This window comes from Achromobacter sp. RT286_PF (assembly GCF_059760425.1).
Window position 1 is genome coordinate 38,734 of record NZ_JCBAMR010000019.1, and the last position, 20,282, is coordinate 59,015.

General features: G+C 63.7%; 21 protein-coding genes and 1 tRNA gene. 15 read left to right on the plus strand and 7 right to left on the minus strand.

Going from position 1 to position 20,282, the window contains the following annotated elements; all coding sequences use genetic code 11:
• The first annotated feature begins 82 nt into the window (after window positions 1–82).
• The 8 genes from AC6LJY_RS16200 (at window position 83) to AC6LJY_RS16235 (ending at window position 7,378) form a co-directional block, all read left to right on the plus strand.
• Window positions 83–970, plus strand: coding sequence for an alpha/beta hydrolase (locus AC6LJY_RS16200; protein WP_046806172.1), 888 nt, complete (start codon window positions 83–85; stop codon window positions 968–970).
• Between the two features lie 130 nt (window positions 971–1,100).
• Window positions 1,101–2,012, plus strand: a complete 912-nt coding sequence (locus AC6LJY_RS16205) for a dihydrodipicolinate synthase family protein (protein ID WP_046806151.1) — start codon at window positions 1,101–1,103, stop codon at window positions 2,010–2,012.
• Between the two features lie 87 nt (window positions 2,013–2,099).
• Complete coding sequence (locus AC6LJY_RS16210) at window positions 2,100–2,855, plus strand: ABC transporter ATP-binding protein (protein ID WP_046806150.1); 756 nt, start codon at window positions 2,100–2,102, stop codon at window positions 2,853–2,855.
• Window positions 2,848–3,573: an ABC transporter ATP-binding protein gene (locus tag AC6LJY_RS16215; RefSeq protein WP_046806149.1), complete on the plus strand. Its 726-nt coding sequence runs from the start codon at window positions 2,848–2,850 to the stop codon at window positions 3,571–3,573. The genes AC6LJY_RS16210 and AC6LJY_RS16215 overlap by 8 nt, the downstream gene beginning before the upstream one ends.
• Before the next feature lie 70 nt (window positions 3,574–3,643).
• Window positions 3,644–4,849, plus strand: a complete 1,206-nt coding sequence (locus AC6LJY_RS16220; protein WP_104145138.1) for an ABC transporter substrate-binding protein — start codon at window positions 3,644–3,646, stop codon at window positions 4,847–4,849.
• Between the two features lie 9 nt (window positions 4,850–4,858).
• Entirely contained in the window at window positions 4,859–5,761 is a 903-nt protein-coding gene (locus AC6LJY_RS16225) for a branched-chain amino acid ABC transporter permease (RefSeq protein WP_104145139.1), read from the plus strand.
• A 1-nt stretch (window position 5,762) separates the two neighbouring features.
• The gene (locus AC6LJY_RS16230; protein ID WP_498136347.1) at window positions 5,763–6,728 is read left to right on the plus strand and encodes a branched-chain amino acid ABC transporter permease; all 966 of its coding nucleotides are present in this window, start codon (window positions 5,763–5,765) and stop codon (window positions 6,726–6,728) included.
• Complete coding sequence (locus AC6LJY_RS16235; protein WP_046806146.1) at window positions 6,728–7,378, plus strand: GntR family transcriptional regulator; 651 nt, start codon at window positions 6,728–6,730, stop codon at window positions 7,376–7,378. Before AC6LJY_RS16230 ends, AC6LJY_RS16235 begins: the two co-directional genes overlap by 1 nt.
• Here AC6LJY_RS16235 and AC6LJY_RS16240 read toward each other — a convergent pair.
• Window positions 7,353–7,910 (minus strand): multidrug/biocide efflux PACE transporter, encoded by a 558-nt coding sequence (locus AC6LJY_RS16240; protein WP_498136348.1) that lies wholly within the window; start codon window positions 7,908–7,910, stop codon window positions 7,353–7,355. The genes AC6LJY_RS16235 and AC6LJY_RS16240 overlap by 26 nt on opposite strands.
• Window positions 7,911–8,004: 94 nt before the next feature.
• Here AC6LJY_RS16240 and AC6LJY_RS16245 point away from each other — a divergent pair, with 94 nt between their 5' ends.
• The gene (locus AC6LJY_RS16245) at window positions 8,005–8,883 is read left to right on the plus strand and encodes a LysR family transcriptional regulator (protein ID WP_046806144.1); all 879 of its coding nucleotides are present in this window, start codon (window positions 8,005–8,007) and stop codon (window positions 8,881–8,883) included.
• A 19-nt stretch (window positions 8,884–8,902) separates the two neighbouring features.
• On the opposite strand, the gene AC6LJY_RS16250 is transcribed toward AC6LJY_RS16245, so the two are convergent.
• Window positions 8,903–9,712, minus strand: a complete 810-nt coding sequence (locus AC6LJY_RS16250) for a ChbG/HpnK family deacetylase (RefSeq protein ID WP_052946068.1) — start codon at window positions 9,710–9,712, stop codon at window positions 8,903–8,905.
• A gap of 36 nt (window positions 9,713–9,748) precedes the next feature.
• On the opposite strand from AC6LJY_RS16250, the gene AC6LJY_RS16255 reads away from it, so the two are divergent.
• Window positions 9,749–10,141 (plus strand): GtrA family protein, encoded by a 393-nt coding sequence (locus AC6LJY_RS16255; RefSeq protein ID WP_082134564.1) that lies wholly within the window; start codon window positions 9,749–9,751, stop codon window positions 10,139–10,141.
• Between the two features lie 60 nt (window positions 10,142–10,201).
• Here AC6LJY_RS16255 and AC6LJY_RS16260 read toward each other — a convergent pair whose 3' ends face one another.
• Window positions 10,202–11,254: a glycosyltransferase family 2 protein gene (locus AC6LJY_RS16260; protein WP_046806143.1), complete on the minus strand. Its 1,053-nt coding sequence runs from the start codon at window positions 11,252–11,254 to the stop codon at window positions 10,202–10,204.
• 271 nt (window positions 11,255–11,525) lie between these two features.
• Between AC6LJY_RS16260 and AC6LJY_RS16265 the strand changes: the two genes are divergently transcribed.
• The 5 genes from AC6LJY_RS16265 to AC6LJY_RS16285 all read left to right on the plus strand — a co-directional run bounded on the left by AC6LJY_RS16265 (window position 11,526) and on the right by AC6LJY_RS16285 (window position 15,688).
• Window positions 11,526–12,026, plus strand: a complete 501-nt coding sequence (locus tag AC6LJY_RS16265; protein ID WP_498136349.1) for a GNAT family N-acetyltransferase — start codon at window positions 11,526–11,528, stop codon at window positions 12,024–12,026.
• Window positions 12,027–12,201: 175 nt separating this feature from the next.
• On the plus strand, window positions 12,202–13,410 hold the full coding sequence (gene gltS, locus AC6LJY_RS16270) for a sodium/glutamate symporter (RefSeq protein ID WP_104145142.1): 1,209 nt from the start codon (window positions 12,202–12,204) through the stop codon (window positions 13,408–13,410).
• Window positions 13,407–14,909, plus strand: coding sequence for a TAXI family TRAP transporter solute-binding subunit (locus tag AC6LJY_RS16275; RefSeq protein ID WP_314360742.1), 1,503 nt, complete (start codon window positions 13,407–13,409; stop codon window positions 14,907–14,909). Before gltS ends, AC6LJY_RS16275 begins: the two co-directional genes overlap by 4 nt.
• A 41-nt stretch (window positions 14,910–14,950) precedes the next feature.
• Window positions 14,951–15,217, plus strand: coding sequence for a hypothetical protein (locus tag AC6LJY_RS16280; RefSeq protein ID WP_046806139.1), 267 nt, complete (start codon window positions 14,951–14,953; stop codon window positions 15,215–15,217).
• 6 nt (window positions 15,218–15,223) lie between these two features.
• Window positions 15,224–15,688 (plus strand): YaiI/YqxD family protein, encoded by a 465-nt coding sequence (locus AC6LJY_RS16285; protein ID WP_104145145.1) that lies wholly within the window; start codon window positions 15,224–15,226, stop codon window positions 15,686–15,688.
• A gap of 20 nt (window positions 15,689–15,708) precedes the next feature.
• On the opposite strand, the gene AC6LJY_RS16290 is transcribed toward AC6LJY_RS16285, so the two are convergent.
• The 4 genes from AC6LJY_RS16290 to AC6LJY_RS16305 form a co-directional block, all read right to left on the minus strand.
• Window positions 15,709–15,876, minus strand: coding sequence for a hypothetical protein (locus tag AC6LJY_RS16290; protein ID WP_046806137.1), 168 nt, complete (start codon window positions 15,874–15,876; stop codon window positions 15,709–15,711).
• A 396-nt stretch (window positions 15,877–16,272) separates the two neighbouring features.
• Window positions 16,273–16,347, minus strand: a tRNA-Val gene (locus tag AC6LJY_RS16295).
• A gap of 83 nt (window positions 16,348–16,430) precedes the next feature.
• The gene (gene dnaQ / locus AC6LJY_RS16300; RefSeq protein WP_046806136.1) at window positions 16,431–17,150 is read right to left on the minus strand and encodes a DNA polymerase III subunit epsilon; all 720 of its coding nucleotides are present in this window, start codon (window positions 17,148–17,150) and stop codon (window positions 16,431–16,433) included.
• A 3-nt stretch (window positions 17,151–17,153) separates the two neighbouring features.
• Window positions 17,154–20,270, minus strand: a complete 3,117-nt coding sequence (locus AC6LJY_RS16305; protein WP_046806135.1) for an efflux RND transporter permease subunit — start codon at window positions 20,268–20,270, stop codon at window positions 17,154–17,156.
• Window positions 20,271–20,282: the final 12 nt, after the last annotated feature.

Genomic DNA, 20,282 nt, shown 5'->3' on the forward strand with positions numbered 1-20,282 from the left:
GCAGCCTCTCATTGACGGGCGCGACACGTCCAGGAGTATGCTGACGGCGGAACCCAGCCGGCCCGACAGGGTCATATCGTCCATGCCCGCCCTGCCCCGTTTTTCCCCCCGCCGATTGTTCATTGCCGCCGTGCTGGCCGCCGCCAGCGTGGTCGGCTGCTCGCAGCTGGATTCCTGGCAACGCCAGACGATCTTTTCACCGCAATCCGAGCCCCAGACCTGGTGGCGCGAACCCGCCGCCGGCACCAAGGTCTACGACCTGGCGCTGGCCAACGGCGACAAGATTCGCACCTGGTATTGGCAAAGCCCCAGCGCGGGCGCGCCTACCGTGCTGTATCTGCACGGCGCGCGCTGGAATCTGAACGGCAGCGCCTTTCGCATCGATGGCTGGACCCGCATGGGCTATTCCGTGCTGGCCATCGACTATCGCGGCTTTGGCGCGTCCACCCCCCGCCTGCCGTCGGAAGAAAGCGCGCTGGAAGACGCCATGGCCGGCTTGAAAGAACTGGCCCGTCTGCAACCCGATCCCGCCCGCCGCTTCGTCTACGGCCATAGCCTGGGCGGCGCCATCGCCATCGACCTGGCGGCGCGCCCCGAGCAACCTGACTTTGCGGGGCTGATCGTGGAATCCAGCTTCACCAGCATCGGCGCCATGTTGGGCACGTTGCGTTGGGGCAAGGTCCCGGGCGCGGGGCTGCTGGTCACGCAGCCCTTCGATTCCGTGCAGAAGCTGGCGCAGTTGCACACGCCGATGCTGTTCATGCACGGCACCGCCGACCGTGTCGTGCCGCACACCATGAGCGACGAACTCTTCGCCGCCGCGCGCAACGTGGCGCCCGAGTTAAAGCGCCTGGTCAAGATCGAAGGGGCTTCGCACTCAGGCGCCTTCCGCAGTGGCCCGCAATACGACGCGGCCGTCAAAACCTTCATGCAGGACGCGTCGCGCGCCTACTCCCGTAAATCGGGCTGACGCGCGCCGGGAAAACCCGCTATCGGGAAACTCCCATATAAAAATATCTACTAAATATATTTAACGGATATTAGACTTTCTCCTGTTCGCCGCTCCCCCTTGAAGCGACGGCATCTTCAGGAGAAGCCAGTTGAGTAACGTGCGTTGGCAGGGCGTATATCCTGCCGTAACCAGTAAGTTCCACGCCGACGAATCGCTGGATTTCGAAGCCATGCGCAAGCATTTCGGCTTCTTGATCGACAACGGGGTTCACGGCCTGGTCACCTGCGGCTCGCTGGGCGAAGCCAGCACCCTTACCCTGGAAGAAAAGCTCCAAGTCACGCGCTGCGCCGTCGAAGTCAGCGCGGGCCGCATTCCCGTGCTCGCCAACGTGTCCGAGACCAGCACCCGCGAAGCGGTGCGATTTATCAAGGCGGCGGTCGAACTCGGCGTGGACGGTTTCATGCTGATGCCTTCGCTGATCTACGTCGCCGACGCGCGCGAGGCGATGCAAAGCATCCGCACCATGGCCGAAGCCGCGCAAAAGCCCTGCATGATCTACAACAACCCGGTTGCTTACCGCGTGGATTTGAAGCCCGAGCACATGGTCGAGCTGGCCGACTGCCCCTGGCTGGTCGCCATCAAGGAAAGCAGCGACGACATCCGCCGCCTGACTGACCTGCGCAATGCGCTGGGCACGCGCTATCAGCTGTTCATCGGCGTGGACGACCTGTCGTTCGAGGCGCTGGCGCTGGGCGCCGACGGGCTGCTGGCCGGTTTGGTGACCGCTTTCCCCCGCGAAACCGTGGCGCTGTATGACCTGATGAAAGCCGGCAAGTGGCAAGAGGCGTTGGCGCTGTACCAATGGTTCACGCCCCTGTTGCACCTGGACGTTTCCACCAAGCTGGTGCAGAACATCAAGCTGGCCGAAACGCTGGCCGGCGTCGGCAACGAGCATGTGCGCAAGCCGCGCCTGCCCCTGGTGGGCGCGGAACGCGAGCGCTGCACCGCCATCATCCAGGCCGCGATAGCCAAGCGCCCCAAAGCCTACCAGTCGACGTAAGCCACCCCACCCGCCCGCAGCACCATCCCCGGAAGGCCGCGCGGCGCGGTGTTCCGGGGCCGCCTCCACGCACGCCCATCGGACACCATGCAAAGCGACATCATCCTTCAGACCCGTGGCCTGACCAAGGAATTCCGCGGCTTCGTGGCAGTCAATAACGTCGACCTGAGCGTGCGGCGCGGCGCCATCCATGCGCTGATCGGCCCGAATGGGGCGGGCAAGACCACGTTTTTCAACTTGCTGACCAAGTTCCACATCCCCACGCGCGGCGAAATCCTGTACGACGGCGTCGACATCACGGCAGAGCGCCCCGCCCAGACGGCGCGCCGGGGCATCGTCCGATCGTTCCAGATATCGGCCGTATTTCCGCAGCTGTCGGTGCGCGAGAACGTGCGCGTTGCCTTGCAGCGCAAGCTGGGCGTGGACTACTGCTTCTGGCGGTCGGAACGCACGCTGGAAAGCCTGCACCACCGCGTCGAGGAACTGCTGGACCAGGTCGGCCTGCGCACGCATCTGGAGGTGCCCGCGGGCGACTTGCCGTATGGCCGCAAGCGCACCCTGGAAATCGCCACCACGCTGGCGCTTGAACCCGAGCTGCTGCTGCTGGACGAACCCACGCAAGGCATGGGCCACGAAGACGTGGACCGCATCAAGCACCTGATCAAGCAGGTATCGGCGGGGCGCACCATCCTGATGGTCGAACACAACATGAAAGTGGTGGCGGACATCTCCGACACCATCACCGTCTTGCAACGGGGCGAGATCCTGGCGGAAGGCCCCTACGCCACCGTATCGATGAACCCGGCGGTGCGCGAGGCCTACATGGGAGCCGACGATGAATAACGCCCCGGCCGGCGGGTCCGGCAACCTGCTTGAAATCCGCAACCTGCACGCCTGGTATGGCGAATCGCACATCCTGCATGGCATCGACCTGGACGTGAAGCCCGGCGAATGCGTGACGCTGCTGGGCCGCAACGGCGCGGGCCGCAGCTCGACGCTAAAAGCCATCCTTGGCCTGGTGGGCCGCCGCAGCGGCTCGATCAAGGTGCAGGGCCAGGAAACGGTGGGCATGCCCACTCACAAGATCGCGCGCCGGGGCATCGGTTATTGCCCTGAAGAGCGCGGCATCTACGCGTCACTGACCGCGGAGGAAAACCTCATGCTGCTGCCCTCGGTGGGGCCGGACGGCATGTCGGTGGAAGAGATCTACACAATGTTCCCCAACCTGAAAGAGCGTGCGCAAAGCCCCGGCACGCGGCTGTCAGGCGGCGAACAGCAGATGCTGGCGATGGCGCGCATCCTGCGCTCCGGTGCTCGCCTGCTGTTGCTGGACGAAATCACCGAAGGACTGGCGCCTGTGATCGTGCAGTCGCTGGGCCGCGTGATCCGGCAATTGAAAGAGCGCGGCTACACCACCGTGCTGGTCGAACAGAATTTCCGCTTCGCCCAGCACCTGGCCGACCGCCATTACGTCATCGAACATGGCCAAGTGGTTGCCGTGATCGACCGTGCCGACGTCCAGCAATCGCAGGACAAGCTGAACACCTTGCTGGGCATTTGAAGTTTTGCCGTATTGGTTTTTCCGTATTCCTTCCGACCGCAGTGCCCCTTCCTACACGGCGCGTAGTCAGATGAAATTGAACCGAATTGCAGCAGCGTTGCTAACCCTGGGTGTCGCCGGCGCCGCCCACGCGCAGGCAAAGATCAGCGACGACGTCGTCAAGGTGGGTGTGCTGACCGACCTGTCCGGCGTGTATTCCGACCTGGCCGGTAATGGCTCGGTGATCGCCGCACGTCTGGCCGCTGAAGAGATGGGCAACAAGGTGCTGGGCAAACCGGTGGAAGTGGTGGCGGCAGACCACCAGAACAAGCCCGACGTCGCCGCCAACTTGGCGCGCGAGTGGTTTGACCAGGGCAAGGTCGACATGATCACCGACTTTCCCACCGCATCCACCGCGCTGGCCGTGATGGAAATCGCCAAGCAGAAAAACCGCGTGACGATGCCCTCGGCGGGCCTGTCCACCGCCATCCTGGGCGAAAAATGTTCGCCGCTGAATGCGCAATGGACCACCAACACATACGCGCTTGCCGCCGGCACCGCGCGCGCGCTGGTGCAAGAAGGCAAGAAGACCTGGTACTTCATCACGGCCGATTACACGTTTGGCCATTCGCTGGAAAAGGACGCAACGGAAGTCATCAAGGAAAACGGCGGAACGGTCGTGGGCGTGTCGCGCCACCCCTTCCCCGGCAACGACTTTTCATCGTTCCTGCTCAAAGCCCAGGCATCGAAGGCAGACGTGATCGCGCTGGCCAACGCGGGCAACGACACGGTCAACGCCGTCAAGCAAGCGAACGAATTCGGCATCAACAAAAAGCAGATCGTGGCGCCGTTGCTGACGTATATCTCGGACGTGCACAGCATGGGCCTGCCCAAGGCGCAGGGCATGTACCTGACCGAAGCGTTCTACTGGGACTATGACGACGCCTCGCGCGCATGGGCCAAGAAGTTCTTCGAAAAAGCCAAGAAGATGCCGACCGCCTCGCAGGCCGGTGTGTATTCCGCCACGCTGTCTTACCTGAAGGCGATCGAAGCCGCCGGCACCGACGACGCGCCCGCCGTGATGGCCAAGCTGCGCGAGATGACCATCAACGACGCCGTGATCCGCAACGGCCATCTGCGCGCGGACGGCGCACTGGTGCACGACATGCTGCTCTTGCAGGTGAAAACGCCCGCGCAGTCCAAGGCCCCCTGGGACTACTACAACGTGAAGTCGGTACTCAAGGGCGAGGACGTGTTCCCCAAGCCCCAGGCCGCCTGCCCGCTGAACAAGTCCTAAGCCCGCGCCATGTTCGACATCTCGCTCCCCGCCCTGTTGGCCCAGTTGCTGGTCGGGCTGATCAACGGCTGCTTCTACGCCATTCTCAGCATGGGGCTGGCCATCATTTTCGGCCTGCTCAACATCGTCAACTTCACGCACGGCGCGCAGTTCATGATGGCGGCGTTCCTGGCGTGGATCGGCTTCACGCAGCTGCCGCAATTGCTGGGCCCCGGCGTGCAGGTCAACTTCTGGGCCGCGCTGATCCTGGCGCCCCTGGTGGTGGGCGCGGTGGGCGTCCTGATCGAAAAGACGCTGCTCAAGCGGCTGTACCACCTGGACCATCTGTATGGGCTGCTGCTGACCTTCGGTATCGCGCTGATGATGGAAGGGGGCTTCCGTTACTTCTACGGCATTTCCGGGGTGGGCTATGAGCCGCCCGAGATCCTGCAAGGCGGCTTCGACCTGGGCTTCATGTTCTTGCCGGCGTACCGAGGTTTTGTGGTGGTGGCGTCGCTGACGCTGTGCATCGCGACCTGGTACCTGTTCGAGCGCACCCGCCTTGGCGCCATGCTGCGCGCCGGCACCGAAAACCCGAAGCTGCTACAGGCGTTCGGCGTCAATGTTCCGGTGATGATCACGCTGACGTACGGCTTCGGCGTGGCGCTGGCCGGCGTGGCGGGCGTGCTGGCCGCGCCCGTCATGCAGATCAACCCGTTGATGGGGTCCAACCTGCTGAACATCGTGTTCGCCGTGGTGGTGATCGGGGGGCTGGGTTCCATCATGGGCGCCATCGTCACCGGCCTGGCGCTCGGGCTGCTGGAAGGGCTGACCAAGGTGTTCTATCCCGAAGCGTCCACCGTTGTCGTGTTCATCGTGATGGCCGTCGTGCTGTTGATGCGCCCCGCGGGCTTGTTCGGCAAGGAGAAATAAGGTGTCGCGCATTCCGTTTTCCATTCGCATCCTGGCCTTGCTGCTGGTGCCCGCGCTGCTGGTGCCGTTCTTCCCCCAGATCGTGTACCCGGTATTCGTCATGAAGGTGTTGTGCTTTGCGCTGTTTGCGCTGGCCTTCAACCTGCTGACCGGGTTTACCGGCCTGGTGTCTTTCGGCCACGCCGCGTTTTTTGGCTGGGCCGGCTACGCGGCGGGGGAAATGATGATCCTGTTCGGCGCACGCGGCCTGCCGCCCGAGCTTGCCATTGTGTGCGGCGTGGCCATGGCGGCCGCCATCGGGTATGCGATAGGCTGGCTGGCCATCCGCCGCACCGGCATCTATTTCGCCATGATCACGCTGGCGCTGTCGCAGGTGGCGTACTTCATGGCGGTGCAGGTCGGCTGGACGCGCGGCGAGGACGGCATGCAGGGCATTCCGCGCGGCAAGTTCCTTGGGCTGGTGGACCTGAGCGTAGACACCAACATGTATTACTTCGCGCTGGGCGTGTTCGTGCTGGGCTTTCTGTTCGTCTACCGGGTGATTCATTCGCCCTTCGGGCAGGTGCTCAAGACCATTCGGGACAACGCGCCGCGCGCCATTTCGCTAGGTTACGATACGGATCGGTGCAAGCTGCTGGCCTTCGTGCTGTCCGCGTCGGTTGCCGGTCTGGCCGGCTCCCTGAAGGCGCTGGTGCTGCAATTGGTGGCCCTGAACGACGTGTCGCTGGCCACCTCCACCGAAGTATTGCTGATGACGCTGCTGGGCGGCATCGGCACGGTGTGGGGCCCTGTCGTGGGCGCTACGCTGGTGGTCAGCCTGCAGAACTATCTTGCCACCCTTGGCGATGTTGTCACCATCGTCATCGGGCTGATTTTCGTGTTGTGCGTGTCGTTCTTCCGACGCGGGTTCGTCGGCGAATGGCTGGCGTACACGCAGTGGCGCAAAACGAAGGAAAACAATAATTGATGGCAGGAGCAGAACCCAAACGACGCGCCGCGGACGTCGCCTACGACCAGATCGAAAGCATGATCGCCACCTTGCAATTGCAGCCTGGCAGCGCGGTCGTGGAAGCGGAACTTGTCGAGAAAACCGGCCTGGGGCGCACGCCCCTGCGCGAAGCATTGCTGCGCATGGTGGCGGCTGGCCTGATCCGCCAGGAGCCCCGGCGCGGCTTGCGCGTATCGATGATCCAGCTGGCCGACCACATGGATCTGATCCAGACGCGCCGCGCGCTGGAACAATTGATCGCCGCCAGCGCCGCCCGCCGCGCCACGCCCGCGCAGCGCACCCAGATCGTGGAATGCGCCGCGCAGATGATTCGCGCCTCGGAAGGCGGCAACCTTGACGACTACATGCACGCGGACCAATTGCTGGACCACGTCTGTCATCTGGCTTGCCGTAATGTGTCTGCCGTGAATGCGGTCGAACCGCTGATCATCCAGTGCCGGCGCTTTTGGTACGCCTATCAGCACGAGGGCGACATCGCGGAAGGCGCGCGCCGCCACATGCTGATGGCGCAAGGCATTGCCACCGGCAACGAAGCCGACGCCATCAAGGGCGCCGATTCGTTGATGGACTACCTGGAAATGTTTACGCGCAAGGTGATTGACGCGTAACGGCGGCAGCCCCCGTCGGCGCCACGGCCGGAGCGATACCGGCAGCGTCGGCCGGCGCGGCTTGCGCCTTGCCGCGTCCCAGCCATGCCAAGACGCGCGGACGGGACCGGTCATAGGCCAAGTTGTACAGAAATGCGTAGGGCAGATAGAACAGCACCAACGCGATATCCAGCACAAAGGCTTCCCAAAGGCTGATGTCCAGCCACCAGGCCGCCAGCGGAATCACGATCAGGATCAGGCCCAGCTCAAATCCAAACGCGTGCACCACGCGCATGCGCATGTTGCGCACGAAACCCAGGCGGTTTTGCAGGCGGTCGAAGCCGGCGTTGTAGATCATGTTCCAGACCAGCGCGATCCAGGCGATGACGGCGGTGAGCACGCCCATTTCGAAAAGGGATTTGCCCATGGCCCACGCAGCGGCCGGCGCGCACAGGCCGATGGCCAGGATTTCAAACAAGAAGGCGTGAAAAAAACGCTCTTTGAGCGTTTTGGTGACTTGCGTTTTTTGGGTAGGGGTGTGAGTGGCTTGCATGACCCGCCTGCGGTCGGTTTGTCAGAATGGAAGCGATTTTCCACGACATTTCCGTTACGATAAAGATACTATCCATCGGAATTCCCGATAACCCATGCGCCACTCTCTTGAATCCCTGGCCGCGTTCGCCCAGGTTGCCTCTGAAGGCTCGTTCTCGGCCGCTGCCCGCAAACTGGGCAAGAGCCAGTCCACCATCAGCGAAACCATCGCCAACCTGGAAGTAGACCTTAACGTCACGCTGTTCAACCGCAGCCAGCGGCAACCCGCCCTGACCGAAGCAGGCCAGGTACTGCTGGGCCAGGCCTTGCAGGTGCTGGCCGCGAACGATCGCTTCAACCGCAGCGCCAATCAGTTGGCCGACGGGCTTGAGCCCCGGCTGACCGTGGTGCTGTCGGACACGTTCCAGTCCAAAACCTTTGAGAACATGCTCAGCCAGATCGACCAGCGCTACCCCGCGCTGCGCTTCGAATGCCTGATTGCGGAGTATGAAGACGTGGTGGCGTTGGTGCAGCAAGGCCGCGCGCACCTGGGCCTGATGGCGGCGCAAGACGACTACCCCCCGGACGTGGCGCATGCGACGCTGCCGGAACGATCCGAAATCGTGCTGTGCGTGGGTCGCGGGCACCCACTAGCAGACCGTCCCGCCGTCAGCAACGACGAGCTCAAGACGCACCGCGAATTGCGGCTCAGCACTTACGAACTGGACGACAAGGACACGGCGCCGCCCCACGCAACGTGGTCCGCGCCCGGCTATCTGATGCTGCTGGAAATGGCCAGCCTGGGGTTCGGCTGGACCGAACTGCCTCGCTGGATGATTCAGCGTTTTGGCCGCGACCACTTGGTGGAACTGACGGTGCCCGGCTGGCCGCGCCACATACGCGTCGACGCCGTGTGGTCTACCCGCCGCGCGCTGGGGCCGGCGGGGGCATGGTTGCTGGAAAGCCTGACCCGGGCAGACAACACGCCGGCATGATGCCCGCGCGGCGTAGCGATCAGTGCGTGGGCAGACGTGAAATGCGCACGCCGTTGGCGTTCATCCAATCACCCAGTTTGGGGCTGGCCAACACGTCGAATTCAGCGCGCCGTTGTCGCGACATGGCACTGCCCTCTTGGCTATTCATCGCGGGATGGCACATCAGCAGATCCCCATCGCGCGCATTGAACAGCCAGTTCTGCAGCAGGCCGGCATAGCGCCGCTTGCCGCCGTCGAATCCATACACGCCCAGCAGCCGGCGATTGGTGCGCAGGCCGTCGCGGCTTGCCTGACGCGCCAGCGCTGCCGCCCCCAACGCGCCGATGATGCGCGCCTTGATCGCTTCCTTCATGGGGATGCCGCTAAGCATGCCCGGCGCCGTCTGGCGCAGCCACGGGCGTTGTTCGCCAAAGCGCCGCTTCAGTTGCGCCAACACTTGATCGCGCACGCCCGGCAGCTGGTGCACGTGTTGATGGCCGTCGATATAGTCGGGCGCGCGCCCCAGGGCGGCTTCAAAGGCGTCGAACTGGCGGTTCAATTGCGTTTGCACCCAGGCCGCGTCCAGTCGCCCTGTGTACGCGCTGATGATGAGCTTGCTCAAGGACGGCATCGGTTCGGCATCCGCGCCCAGCGACTCGGACAGGTTCACATGCAAGCCGATATCCACGTTGCGCGCGCCAAGCCGGCGAGCGTTGGCGGCAAACGTCGGGCCAAGCGACAAGCAGCTGACAGCGCTGATGCGCCCCATGTCGGCCAACGCAATCATGCCTTCATCGATGTCGGCATTCATGCCAAAATCGTCGCCGCAGACTATGACTCGTTTGCTCATTGCATTTCCTCGCAGTTCCATTCCACTTGGGCACTCATGCGCGCCTTGCTTCGTCAGATCAGCCTGTTTGTCGCCGTCGGATGCGCGGCTGCCGCCACCCATTGGGCGGTGGCTGTCGGCTGCGTCGAAGCCTTCGCCCTGCCCCCGCTGGCCGCCAACCTGATCGGCTGGCTGGTCGCCTTCGTCGTATCTTTTGCCGGCCACTATCGGCTTACGTTCAGACATGCCCAAATACCCTGGACCATAGCGATCCGCCGTTTCTTTTTCATTTCAGCGGCGGGCTTTTTCATCAACGAATCGGCCTACGCGCTGCTGCTGCACACCACCAGCATCCGCTACGACGTGTTGCTGGCATTGATCTTGATCGGGCTGGCATTCGCCACGTTTATCGCAAGCCGCTTGTGGGCGTTTCGCAAGCCCACCGCGTAATGGTTGCGATGCAATGCAAGGCATTGGCGGGTGCCCGCGCGCTGCGCGGCGGCGCAAGAATCAGAGGGGCCGCGCGCCGCTGTCGGCGGGCCGCCCTTGGCGGCGGCGCACCACGTACAGCGGCCGGCCTTTGACTTCGTCAAAGATGCGGGCAACGTATTCGCCCACCACACCCAACGAAATCAGATTCACGCCGGCAAAGAACAGCACGGCAGTGACGATGGTGGTCCAGCCAGACACGGGATTGCCCGACAGCAGATAATCGCCCACCAGATAAGCGGCGTAAGACATCGCCACCAACGCGAACGCCACGCCAACCAGGCTGACCAAACGAAGCGGCCAGGTCGTGAAGGCGGTCAACCCATCCAAGGCCAGACGGAACAGGCGCAGCCCGCTGAAGCGGCTGTTGCCATGCATGCGTTCGTCCGGCGTGTAGGGCAACGCTTCGCCCTTGAAACCGACCCAGGCGTACAAACCCTTCATGAAGCGCGTGCGCTCGGGCAATGCGTTCAGCGCATCGACCACGCCACGGTCCATCAGGCGGAAGTCGCCTGCGTGCGCCGGCACATCCACGCCGCGCGCGCTGCTCAGCAGCTTGTAGAACCACCGTGCGCCGGATCGCTTCAACCACGATTCGTCTTGACGCGTTTCGCGCACGGCATAAACCATTTCGGCGCCTGCCGCCCAGCGTGCCAGCATCTGTTCGATCAACGCCGGCGGGTGTTGCAGGTCGGCGTCCAGGCAGATCACCGCGTCGCCGGTGGCCGCTTCCAGCCCTGCGCTAAGCGCGGCTTCCTTGCCGAAATTACGCGATAACTGGACGTAGCGAAAACCCTCGTGCTGAGTCCATTCGCCCATCAATGATTCCGTGCCGTCCGTGCTGCCATCGTCGGCCACGATGATTTCCCAGCGCGTGCACAGCGCCTGCAAACGGCTGCGCAACAGCGGCAACAAGACGCGCAGGTTTTCCGCTTCGTTCAGGCACGGGATGACGCACGTCACGCAGGCGTCGTAAGGCACCACGGCAGCCTTGCCGGACCAAAGCGCTTCCAGAGGATACGTTTTGGCCAGCACTTGCGAAGGAATCGGATCGGGCCGGTATTGGATGTGCATAAGACGAAAGGACTGGGAATACGGGAATGCTATGACCGGCAGTATGCGTAGCGTCTCGTCGAATTTTCATGAAATGCCCGCCACACGGCGCCGAGGCAGCAAGCCCCCGCAGTTCCCTCTCCCGTCACTTCGCGCGCACCGGGTTTTCGACCAACCGGTCTCTATCCGACCCCTATTTCCTGACCCCATTGAACCGACGTTTTTTCCGGCATCGGTAAAATGCGCGGCTGTTTTGTCCCTACAGGTAGTCATGCAATACCGAGTCCGCCCTATGCTGGCCAGCGACGTGGACGGCATCTTGGATGCCCAGACCCTGGCCTACCCCGACTTCCTGCTTGAAAGCGCGGAGTTCTTCTTAAACCGCTTGCAGCTTGCGCCTGATCATTGCTGGGTGGCGTGCGCACCTGACAGCAGCACCCTGCTGGGTTACCTGGTTTCGTATCCCTGGGATGCCGGGCTGCCCCCGGCGCTGGGCGTGGCGTTGACGGCATTGCCTTCGCCGGCCAAACACTGGTTCCTGCATGACTGCGCCGTGGTTCCGCGCGCGCAAGGGCATGGCGTGGCCCAGTCCCTGCTGCAAACAGGCGCTGCCCGCGCAATGCAAAGCGGCTTGCGTCGCGCCAGTCTGGTTTCATTGCAGTCCGCGGTGGGCTATTGGCTGCGCCACGGCTATCGGCCCGTGTCCACCATGGACGGCATGCGCGATCTGGCCGACAAGTTGGCGGGCTACGGCCCCGACGCCCGCTACATGACGCGCGACTTCCCGCTTTAGCCCCTTGCTGTAGCCCCTTATTTGCGAGGGCCTTGCACGACTGGCCCCGCGAGTTGCCGCTTTCCTATACATCGCCAATTCGCGGTCGTAATATAGGGCCGCAATCCCGAACGATGTGGCGGCAACGGTTCCGATAGTCCGACTTGCTGCGCCCTGCCGGGGCGCGAAGGTTCTTATGATTTCCCTTTCGCCCGTTCAATCTTTGCTTGCCTGCTGCCTGGTGCTGGTCATCGGCCGCGTGCTTACCACCCGTATCGGCATCCTGCGCCGATACAGCATCCCCGACCCTATTGTTGGCGGCCTGTTGTTCGCGATCCTGGCGTATGCGCTGGCGAACTGGGGCGGCGTCTCGGTCTCGCTGGAAACCAGCATCCGGCCCACGCTGCTGCTGCTGTTCTTCGGCTCTATCGGGCTGACCGCCAATCTGAAACTGCTGGCCAAGGGCGGCCCCCGGCTGATCGCGTTCCTGTTGGCGCTGATTCCCTTCTTGATTCTGCAAAACGCCGTCGGGCTGGGCATGGCCTGGCTGCTTGATATGCACCCGCTGATGGGCCTGCTGGGCGGCACGATCACGCTGGTGGGCGGGCACGGAACCGGCGCGGCCTATGCGACCCGCTTTGCCGACTTCAACAACATCCAGGACGTCATGGCGTTGGCCATGACATCCGCCACCTTGGGCCTGGTGCTGGGCGGCGTGGTCGGCGGCCCCGTCGCGGAATGGCTCATGCGCCGGCACAAACTGCAAGGCAGTCTGGACCACAAGGCCGGCGACGGCCAGGTCGCGCCCGACCTTGCCGAACCCGCCGAACCGCCCACCGCCGGTTCGTTCATTGTGTCGATGACCGCCGCCTTCGTCTGCCTGGTCGTCGGCGGCTACCTGGCCATGCTGGTCGAAGGCGCGCCCGTGAGCCTGCCCAATTTCTTGTGGTGCCTGGCCACCGGTGTGCTGATCCGCAACGGCGGCGCGCGCCTGGGGCTGAAGCTGGACGACCGGGCCACCGAAATCATCGGAACGATTTCCTTGTCGCTGTTCCTGGGCATGACGATGATGACGCTGGACCTGTCCAGCGTGGCCCGCCTGGCCGGCCCGCTGGCCTTGATGCTGGTCGTGCAAACCCTGTTCTGCGCGCTGTACGCTGCCTGGGTGGTGTTCCGTTTGCTCAAGCGCGACTACGAGGCGGCCATCATGTCGGCGGCGTTCTGCGGCTTTGGCCTGGGCGCCACCGCCACCGCCATCGCCAACATGCAGGCCCTGACGCGCCGTCACGGACCCGCGCCGGAAGCCTTCATCGTGGTGCCGGTCACCGGCGCGTTCCTGGTCGACATCCTGAACGTGATCGTGCTGACGTCGCTGATCTCCTTGCCCTTCGTAGGGGGGATGTGACCATGTTCAAACGCCTGGTACTGATCGCGTTCTGCCTGCTGCTGGCCGCCTGCGGCCGGGCCCCCGACGCCGACGCGCTGCGCACGGACGTCGACACCGCCCTGGCTACCACGTACGGCCAGGGCCTGTTCCGGATCACCGATCTCAAGCGCAGGGGTTCAGCCAGCGACAGCACGGCCCCCGCCGGTGAAAGCCGACGCGTGGTGTATTACGACGTGGAATTGACCTTGGGCCGGGATATGACCCTGGGTGCCTGGGACCAGCCCGGCGCAGCCTCGCTGGTGACATTGCTGGGCGCGGGCCCGCGCAGCATCATCGGCGTGAAGTCCGGCGGCAACCAGGCGGGGGACCGCATCGTCGCGCACGCCAGCGCTATCTACCGTAAAGAAGGCGATGCCTGGAAGCTCATTACGCCCGCCGGTTTCAAAGCCGCCGAGGCGCCGTCGCTGGATACGGGCGCGCCCCCGCCCGTTACGCGGCAGTTGCTGGACTCGCTCGACCAGATCACCCATTCCGTGGCCTACAGCGCATCGAGCACCGCGCAGAACGTGGTGCAGCAAGAGCTGGAACGCTCAGTGGCGCGCATCAACGGCCGGCTGGCGCGGTTGCAACAGGGCTATCCGCTGGCGGGTGGGCCAGACCGTGGCGAATATGTGGCGTTTGCCCGCGCGCTGAGCGCCGTGGCGCGCGCCCGGCAGATCCGCGTCACCCCGCTGATCACCGGTGGCGGCGCCGAGAACATCGCCCTGCTGCGTAGCGGCGACGCCGTGGTTGGCCTGGCGCAGGCCGACACGGCGCGCCTGGCTTACGAGGGTCGCGGCCCATTCGCTGACCAGGGGCCGTTCAGCGGCCTGCGCGCGCTGGGCAGCTTGTATCCCGAACTTGTCCACATCGTGGTGCGTGATGATCCGGCGTTGCGCAGCGTGCGCGACTTGAAGGGCAAGAAGATTGCGCTGGGCCCCGAGGGTTCGGCGGTGCGCGCCACGTTGCAAGCGGTGCTGTCCGCCCATGGCCTGGAGCCGGGGCGCGACTACACGGTCATCGACACGCCTTTCGCGGCGTCCTTGCCCGCGCTGAACGCCGGGACGGTCGATGCCGCCGCACAGGTCATCGGCGTGCCCGCCACGCCACTGCGCGACGCGCTGACCGAGGCGCGCTTGAAGCTGCTGCCGCTGGACCCGGCCGCCATCAAGTCCTTGACCGGCAATGACAGCGCCCTGATGCCCCTGGAGATTGCCGCGGACACCTATCCCAACCAAGCCGCTCCGGTTGCCACGGTGGGCACCGCCGCACTGATGCTGACCACGGCAAACCTGACTCGGGATGAAGCCTTGATGGTGGTCCGCGCCGTCTACCAGACCGGCCAGGACTTGCTGGCTGCCGGCTCGGCGCAGGGCGCGCAGGTGTCGATCGCCAATGCGCGACGCGGCCTGACCGTCCCGTTGCACGACGGGGCCGAAGAAGGCCTGGCCGCGTTGGAACTCGCCAAACCGCGCTGATCCGGATGCGCTTATGATTGCGCTCCTAATCAGGAATTTCCATGAATAAATTTGATCTTCAAAAAACCCAGGCCCTGAAGCTGGCCGGCCAGCTCAAGGCATCCGCCACCCCCGACCGCTTCGGCGTCGCTTCTCAAGCGCCCGACCGCCGCGAGCAGCGCAAGCTGGATCAGGCGGCCGGCCTGGTGCCGTTTCCGTTGAAGCTGTCGCAGGCGCACGCCGACAAGCTGCGCGCGCTGGCTGCCGAACGTGGCGTGTCCACGAACGACATCGTGGCCGAAATCCTGCAAAAAGCGCTGGGCGAATAAGCGTTTATGCACATCTGGGTCGATGCGGACGCGTGTCCCGTGGTCATCAAGGACATCTTGTTCCGCGCCGCGCAGCGCTGGCAGGTGCCGGTGACCCTGGTCGCCAACCAGCCACTGTCCACGCCGCCTTCGCCGCTGATCCGCGCGGTGCAGGTGCCGCGCGGTTTTGACGTGGCGGACGCGCACATCGTTGAACGCGCCGAGCCGGGCGATCTAGTCATCACCGCTGACATCCCGCTGGCCGCCGACGTGCTGGCCAAAGGGGCGATGGCGCTGAACCCGCGAGGCGAACGCTATTCGCCCGAAACCATCCGGGAACGGCTGGCGGTGCGCGACATGATGGAAGAATTGCGGGCAAGCGGGATCGACACGGGCGGCCCGTCGTCATTCAGCCAAGCCGACCGCAAGGCGTTCGCTAACCAGCTGGATACCTTGCTGGCACGGTTAAACAAGAAAGCGCCTGAACAGTAAAGGCCTGAGCAGGAAAGGCCTTAATAAAACGTGACGTAGGCCTTGTAAATGATGGTGCCTATGGCGGTGATCAAGCCCAGGCCCATCAAGCCCATCCCGATATTGCGATCGCGCATCCCGAAACCGATCAGCATCAGCGCCACGCCCGTGACGATGATGATCAACATGGTATTGGTGTTCGGCGGCATGGACGTCTCCTATGCTCGGGCATCCGGCAGGCCGTCAAAAGGCATTTCTTTTGCAGGCGGCACCGTGAAGCCATCATAAGCGCCTGCTAAGGCATCGGCACGCAAGGCTGAAAGGCATTCTTGCGCCAGATCAACAAGCCTTGATCCCCACACGCGATCCGCAAAGACGATCCACAAACCCGGCGTGCCCCCCTGCGCCCCCCCCCTGCGTCCAACCCCGGCGCGCACCCCTGCACACACAAAGCAGACGGGCACAAAAAAGCCAACCGATTAAGGTTGGCCTGTTTTGCTTTCTTTTTTCTTTTTTCTCTTTCAGTCTTTATGCCAAAGACGCCTGGCAGGTCAGCAACAACTGAACGCTATCTACAAGCCTTCGTGTTGCCTTCCAAGGGTCTTTGGTGGGTGGTACAAGTTTCGAACTTGTGACCCCTGCCGTGTGAAGGCAGTGCTCTACCACTGAGCTAACCACCCTGAAAGAGGCGAAATAATAGCATGTTTTTTAAAACGTGCGCAAGTCGAAATTCGCACGCCGCAAGCTGGGTCGGCAATAGCCTTTATGCCGCCACCGGCGCATCCAGCTTGCGCCAGACGCATTCGCCGTTCACCGACTTGTCCAACGCCGCCAGATAGGCCTCGTGTTCGGCCAGCTCTTCGTCGCTAGCCTTGATGACCACCAGCCCCGACGCATCGAATTTGGCCAGCACGATCCCATCGCTGCCCGCGCCGTCGTTGTCGTCCACGTCGATCAGCAACGCATCCTGACCGCGCGTCATGGCCAGCCAGACTTCGGCCAGCAACTGCGAGTCAAGCAATGCGCCGTGCAGCGTACGGTGCGCGTTGGAAATGCCGAAGCGGTCGCACAAGGCGTCCAGCGAATTGCGCTTGCCGGGGAACAGCGACCGGGCGTGCAGCAGGGAATCGGTGACCGTCTCGCAGTAATCGGTGATCGGGCCGCGGCCCGTCTTGGCCAGCTCGGCGTTAAAGAACTTCACGTCAAACGCGGCGTTGTGCGCGATCAGTTCCGCACCCTGGATGAATTTGACGAATTCGTCCGCCACGTCGGCAAAGCGCGGCTTGTCGGACAGGAATTCCGTCGTCAGTCCGTGCACGGCCAAGGCCTCGGGGTCGCTGTCGCGATCCGGGTTCAGGTAGATGTGCAGGTTGTTGCCGGTGGACATCCGGTTGACCATTTCCACACAACCGATTTCAACGATGCGATGACCCTGGGCAGGGTCCAGTCCGGTGGTTTCCGTGTCAAAGATGATCTGGCGCATGACTTATTCCGACGCTGCATTGGCCGAGGCCGGCGGCGTCTGACCGCCCGGCGGATGGGCCGGAGGGTGCTCTGCGCTGCCGGCATGGCCGGGTTTCTTGCGTGCGGTGGCAATCAGCGTGTAGGCCACCGGCACGACGAACAAGGTCAGTAGTGTACCCAGCAACAGGCCGCCCACCAGCACCCAGCCGATCTGCTGGCGGGATTCCGCCCCCGCGCCGGTGGACAGGGCCAGCGGCACCGTGCCCAGCACCATCGCGCCAGTCGTCATCAAAATGGGGCGCAAGCGCAGCACGCTGGCCTCGGTCACGGCGGCGAACAGTTCGCGGCCCTCGTCGCGCAGCTGGTTGGTAAATTCCACGATCAGGATGCCGTGCTTGGTAATGAGCCCCACCAGCGTGATCAGGCCGATCTGGCTGTAGATGGACAACGTGCCCCCCGTCAGCCACAGCGCCAGCAACGCGCCCGTCATCGACAGCGGCACCGACAGCATGATGATGAACGGGTTACGCCAGCTTTCGAACTGCGCCGCCAGCACCAGGTAGATGAAGGCCAGCGCCATGCCGAACACCAGATAGATGCTGCCGGACGAATCGCGGAATTCGCGCGATTGCCCGTCCAGATCGGTGATGGTCGTATTGGGCAGGACGTCTCGCGCCACCTGATGCATGTGCGTCAGGACCTCGCCCAGCGCATAGCCGGGCGCGACCGCCGCGTCGATCTTGACGGCGCGCAAGCGGTTGAAGTGGTTCAGCGATTGCGGCGACACGCCTTCGTGCACGCCCAGCAAATTGTCCAGCTGCACCATGCTGCCATCGCGGGCACGCACATAGATGCCGGAAATATCCGTGGGCGTGGCGCGGTCGCGCGGGGTGACCTGCACAATCACGTCGTACTGCTCGCCCTCATCCTTGTAACGCGTGACCTGACGCCCGCCCAGCATCGTTTCCAGCGTGCGCCCCACGGTGTCCACATTGGCGCCCACGTCCGCCATCTTGTCGCGGTCAACGCGCACACGCAGTTCGGGCGTGTTCAGGCGCAGGTCCGTGTCCAGGTTCAACAGGCCCGGATACTTGCGCAGTTCCGTCAGGAAGACATCGGTCAGGCGGGCCAGCTCGGCGTACGACGCCTGGCTCATGATGATGAATTCCACCGGCTTCGAGCGCGCGGACTGCCCCAGCGATGGGGGGTTCGTCGGAAACGCCCGCACGCCGGGCAGCGAGGCGAATTGCGGCTGCAACTGCTGCGTGATGGCCTGCTGCTTGCGGTCGCGCTCTTCCCAAGGTTTCAGGCGCAGGATTGCCGTGCCGTCCGTCACGGTCGGAAAGCCCACCGTGACCTGGCTGCCGCTGGCTTCCGAAATTTCTGAATAGAATTTTTCGATGCCCAGCATGCTGTCCAGCGTGTAGTTCAACGTGGCGCCTTCCGGCGAGCTTACGATGCCGAACACCACGCCGCGATCCTCGATGGGCGCCAATTCGCTTTTAACCACCTTGAACAACACGCCGCTGCCCAACGCCACCGCCACGCCGATCATCACCACCAGCCAGCGGTGACGCAACGACGCCCCCAACAGGCGGCGGTAGCCGTTGCTCATGCCGTTGAGCCAGCCTTCGATCAGGTTGTACCAGCGGCTGTGGCTGCTTTGATGGCGCAGCAGCACCGAGCACATCATCGGCGTCAGCGTCAGCGCCACGAAGCCCGACACCAGCACCGCACCGGCCAGGGCCAGCGCGAACTCAATGAACAGGCGCCCCGTACGGCCCGTGGCAAAGGCCAGCGGCGCGTACACGGTGACCAGCGTCATCGTCATGGCCACCACCGCGAAGCCGATTTCCTTGGAGCCCCGCAACGCCGCTTCCTTGCGCGGCATGCCTTCTTCGATGTGCCGATAAATGTTCTCCAGCACCACGATGGCGTCGTCCACCACCAGGCCGATGGCCAGCACCATGGCCAGCAAGGTCAGCGTGTTGATCGAAAACCCGAAGAAATACATCAGGGCGCAGGCGCCCACCAGCGACACGGGGATGGTGACGATGGGAATGATGCTGGCGCGCAGATTGCGCAGGAAAAAGAAGATCACCAGCACCACCAGGATGATGGCTTCGCCGATGGTGTGGAAAACCGAATCGATGGACCGTTCGATGAACACCGACGAGTCGTACGCGATGGTCAGCTTCATGCCCGCCGGCAAGGTTTCGTTCAGGCGTTCGACCTCGTGGCGCGCCGCCTTGGACAGTTCCAGCGGGTTGGCCGTGGATTGCCGCGTCACGCCGATGTTGATGGCCGGCTTGCCGTTAAAGCGCGACAGCACCCGGTCGCTGGCCGCGCCGATCTCGACTTTGGAGACGTCGCGCAACCGGACCGGATAGCCCTTCACGTTGGCCACGATCACGTCTTCGAACTGCGCGGGCGTTTGCAGGTCGGTGGACGACACCACCGAGAATTCACGCGCGCGCGACTCGATGCGGCCGGCCGGGATCTCGACGTTCTGGCTGCGCAGCGCGGCCTCCACCTCTTGCACGGTCAGGCCGTAGGCGGCGAGCTTGTCACGGTCCACATAGATGCGCATGGACGGCAGGCGTTCGCCAAACACACGCACCTCGGCCGCGCCGGGCAGCACGGACAGGCGCGTCTTGATGTAGCGGTTGATGTAGTCGGACGTCTGGATCGCCGAGTACGAACCCGATTCCACCGCGATATAGATGATGGGCTGCGAATCGGCCTCGACCTTGCCGATGATGGGCTCGTCGATTTCATCGGGCAGGAAGCGGCGCGCGCGCGATACCTTGTCGCGCACTTCGGCCGCCGCCGCATCCGGGTTGCGCGACAGGTTGAACTTGATGTTGATCAGGCTGCGCTCGGACCGGCTGCGCGAAGTCATCACGTCCACGCCTTCGATGCCCGCCAGCTGGTCCTCCAGCGGCTTGGTCACCTGCGATTCGATCACCTCGGGCGAGGCGCCCTTGTAGGTGGTGTCCACCGACACGATCGGCTCGTCGATCTTGGGATATTCGCGCACCGTCAGCCGCGAATAAGAGATCAGGCCGATCAGGACGATGATCAGCGACAGGACCGACGCAAACACCGGCCGCTTGATGCAGGTTTCCGAGATACGCATTGCGTCACCGCT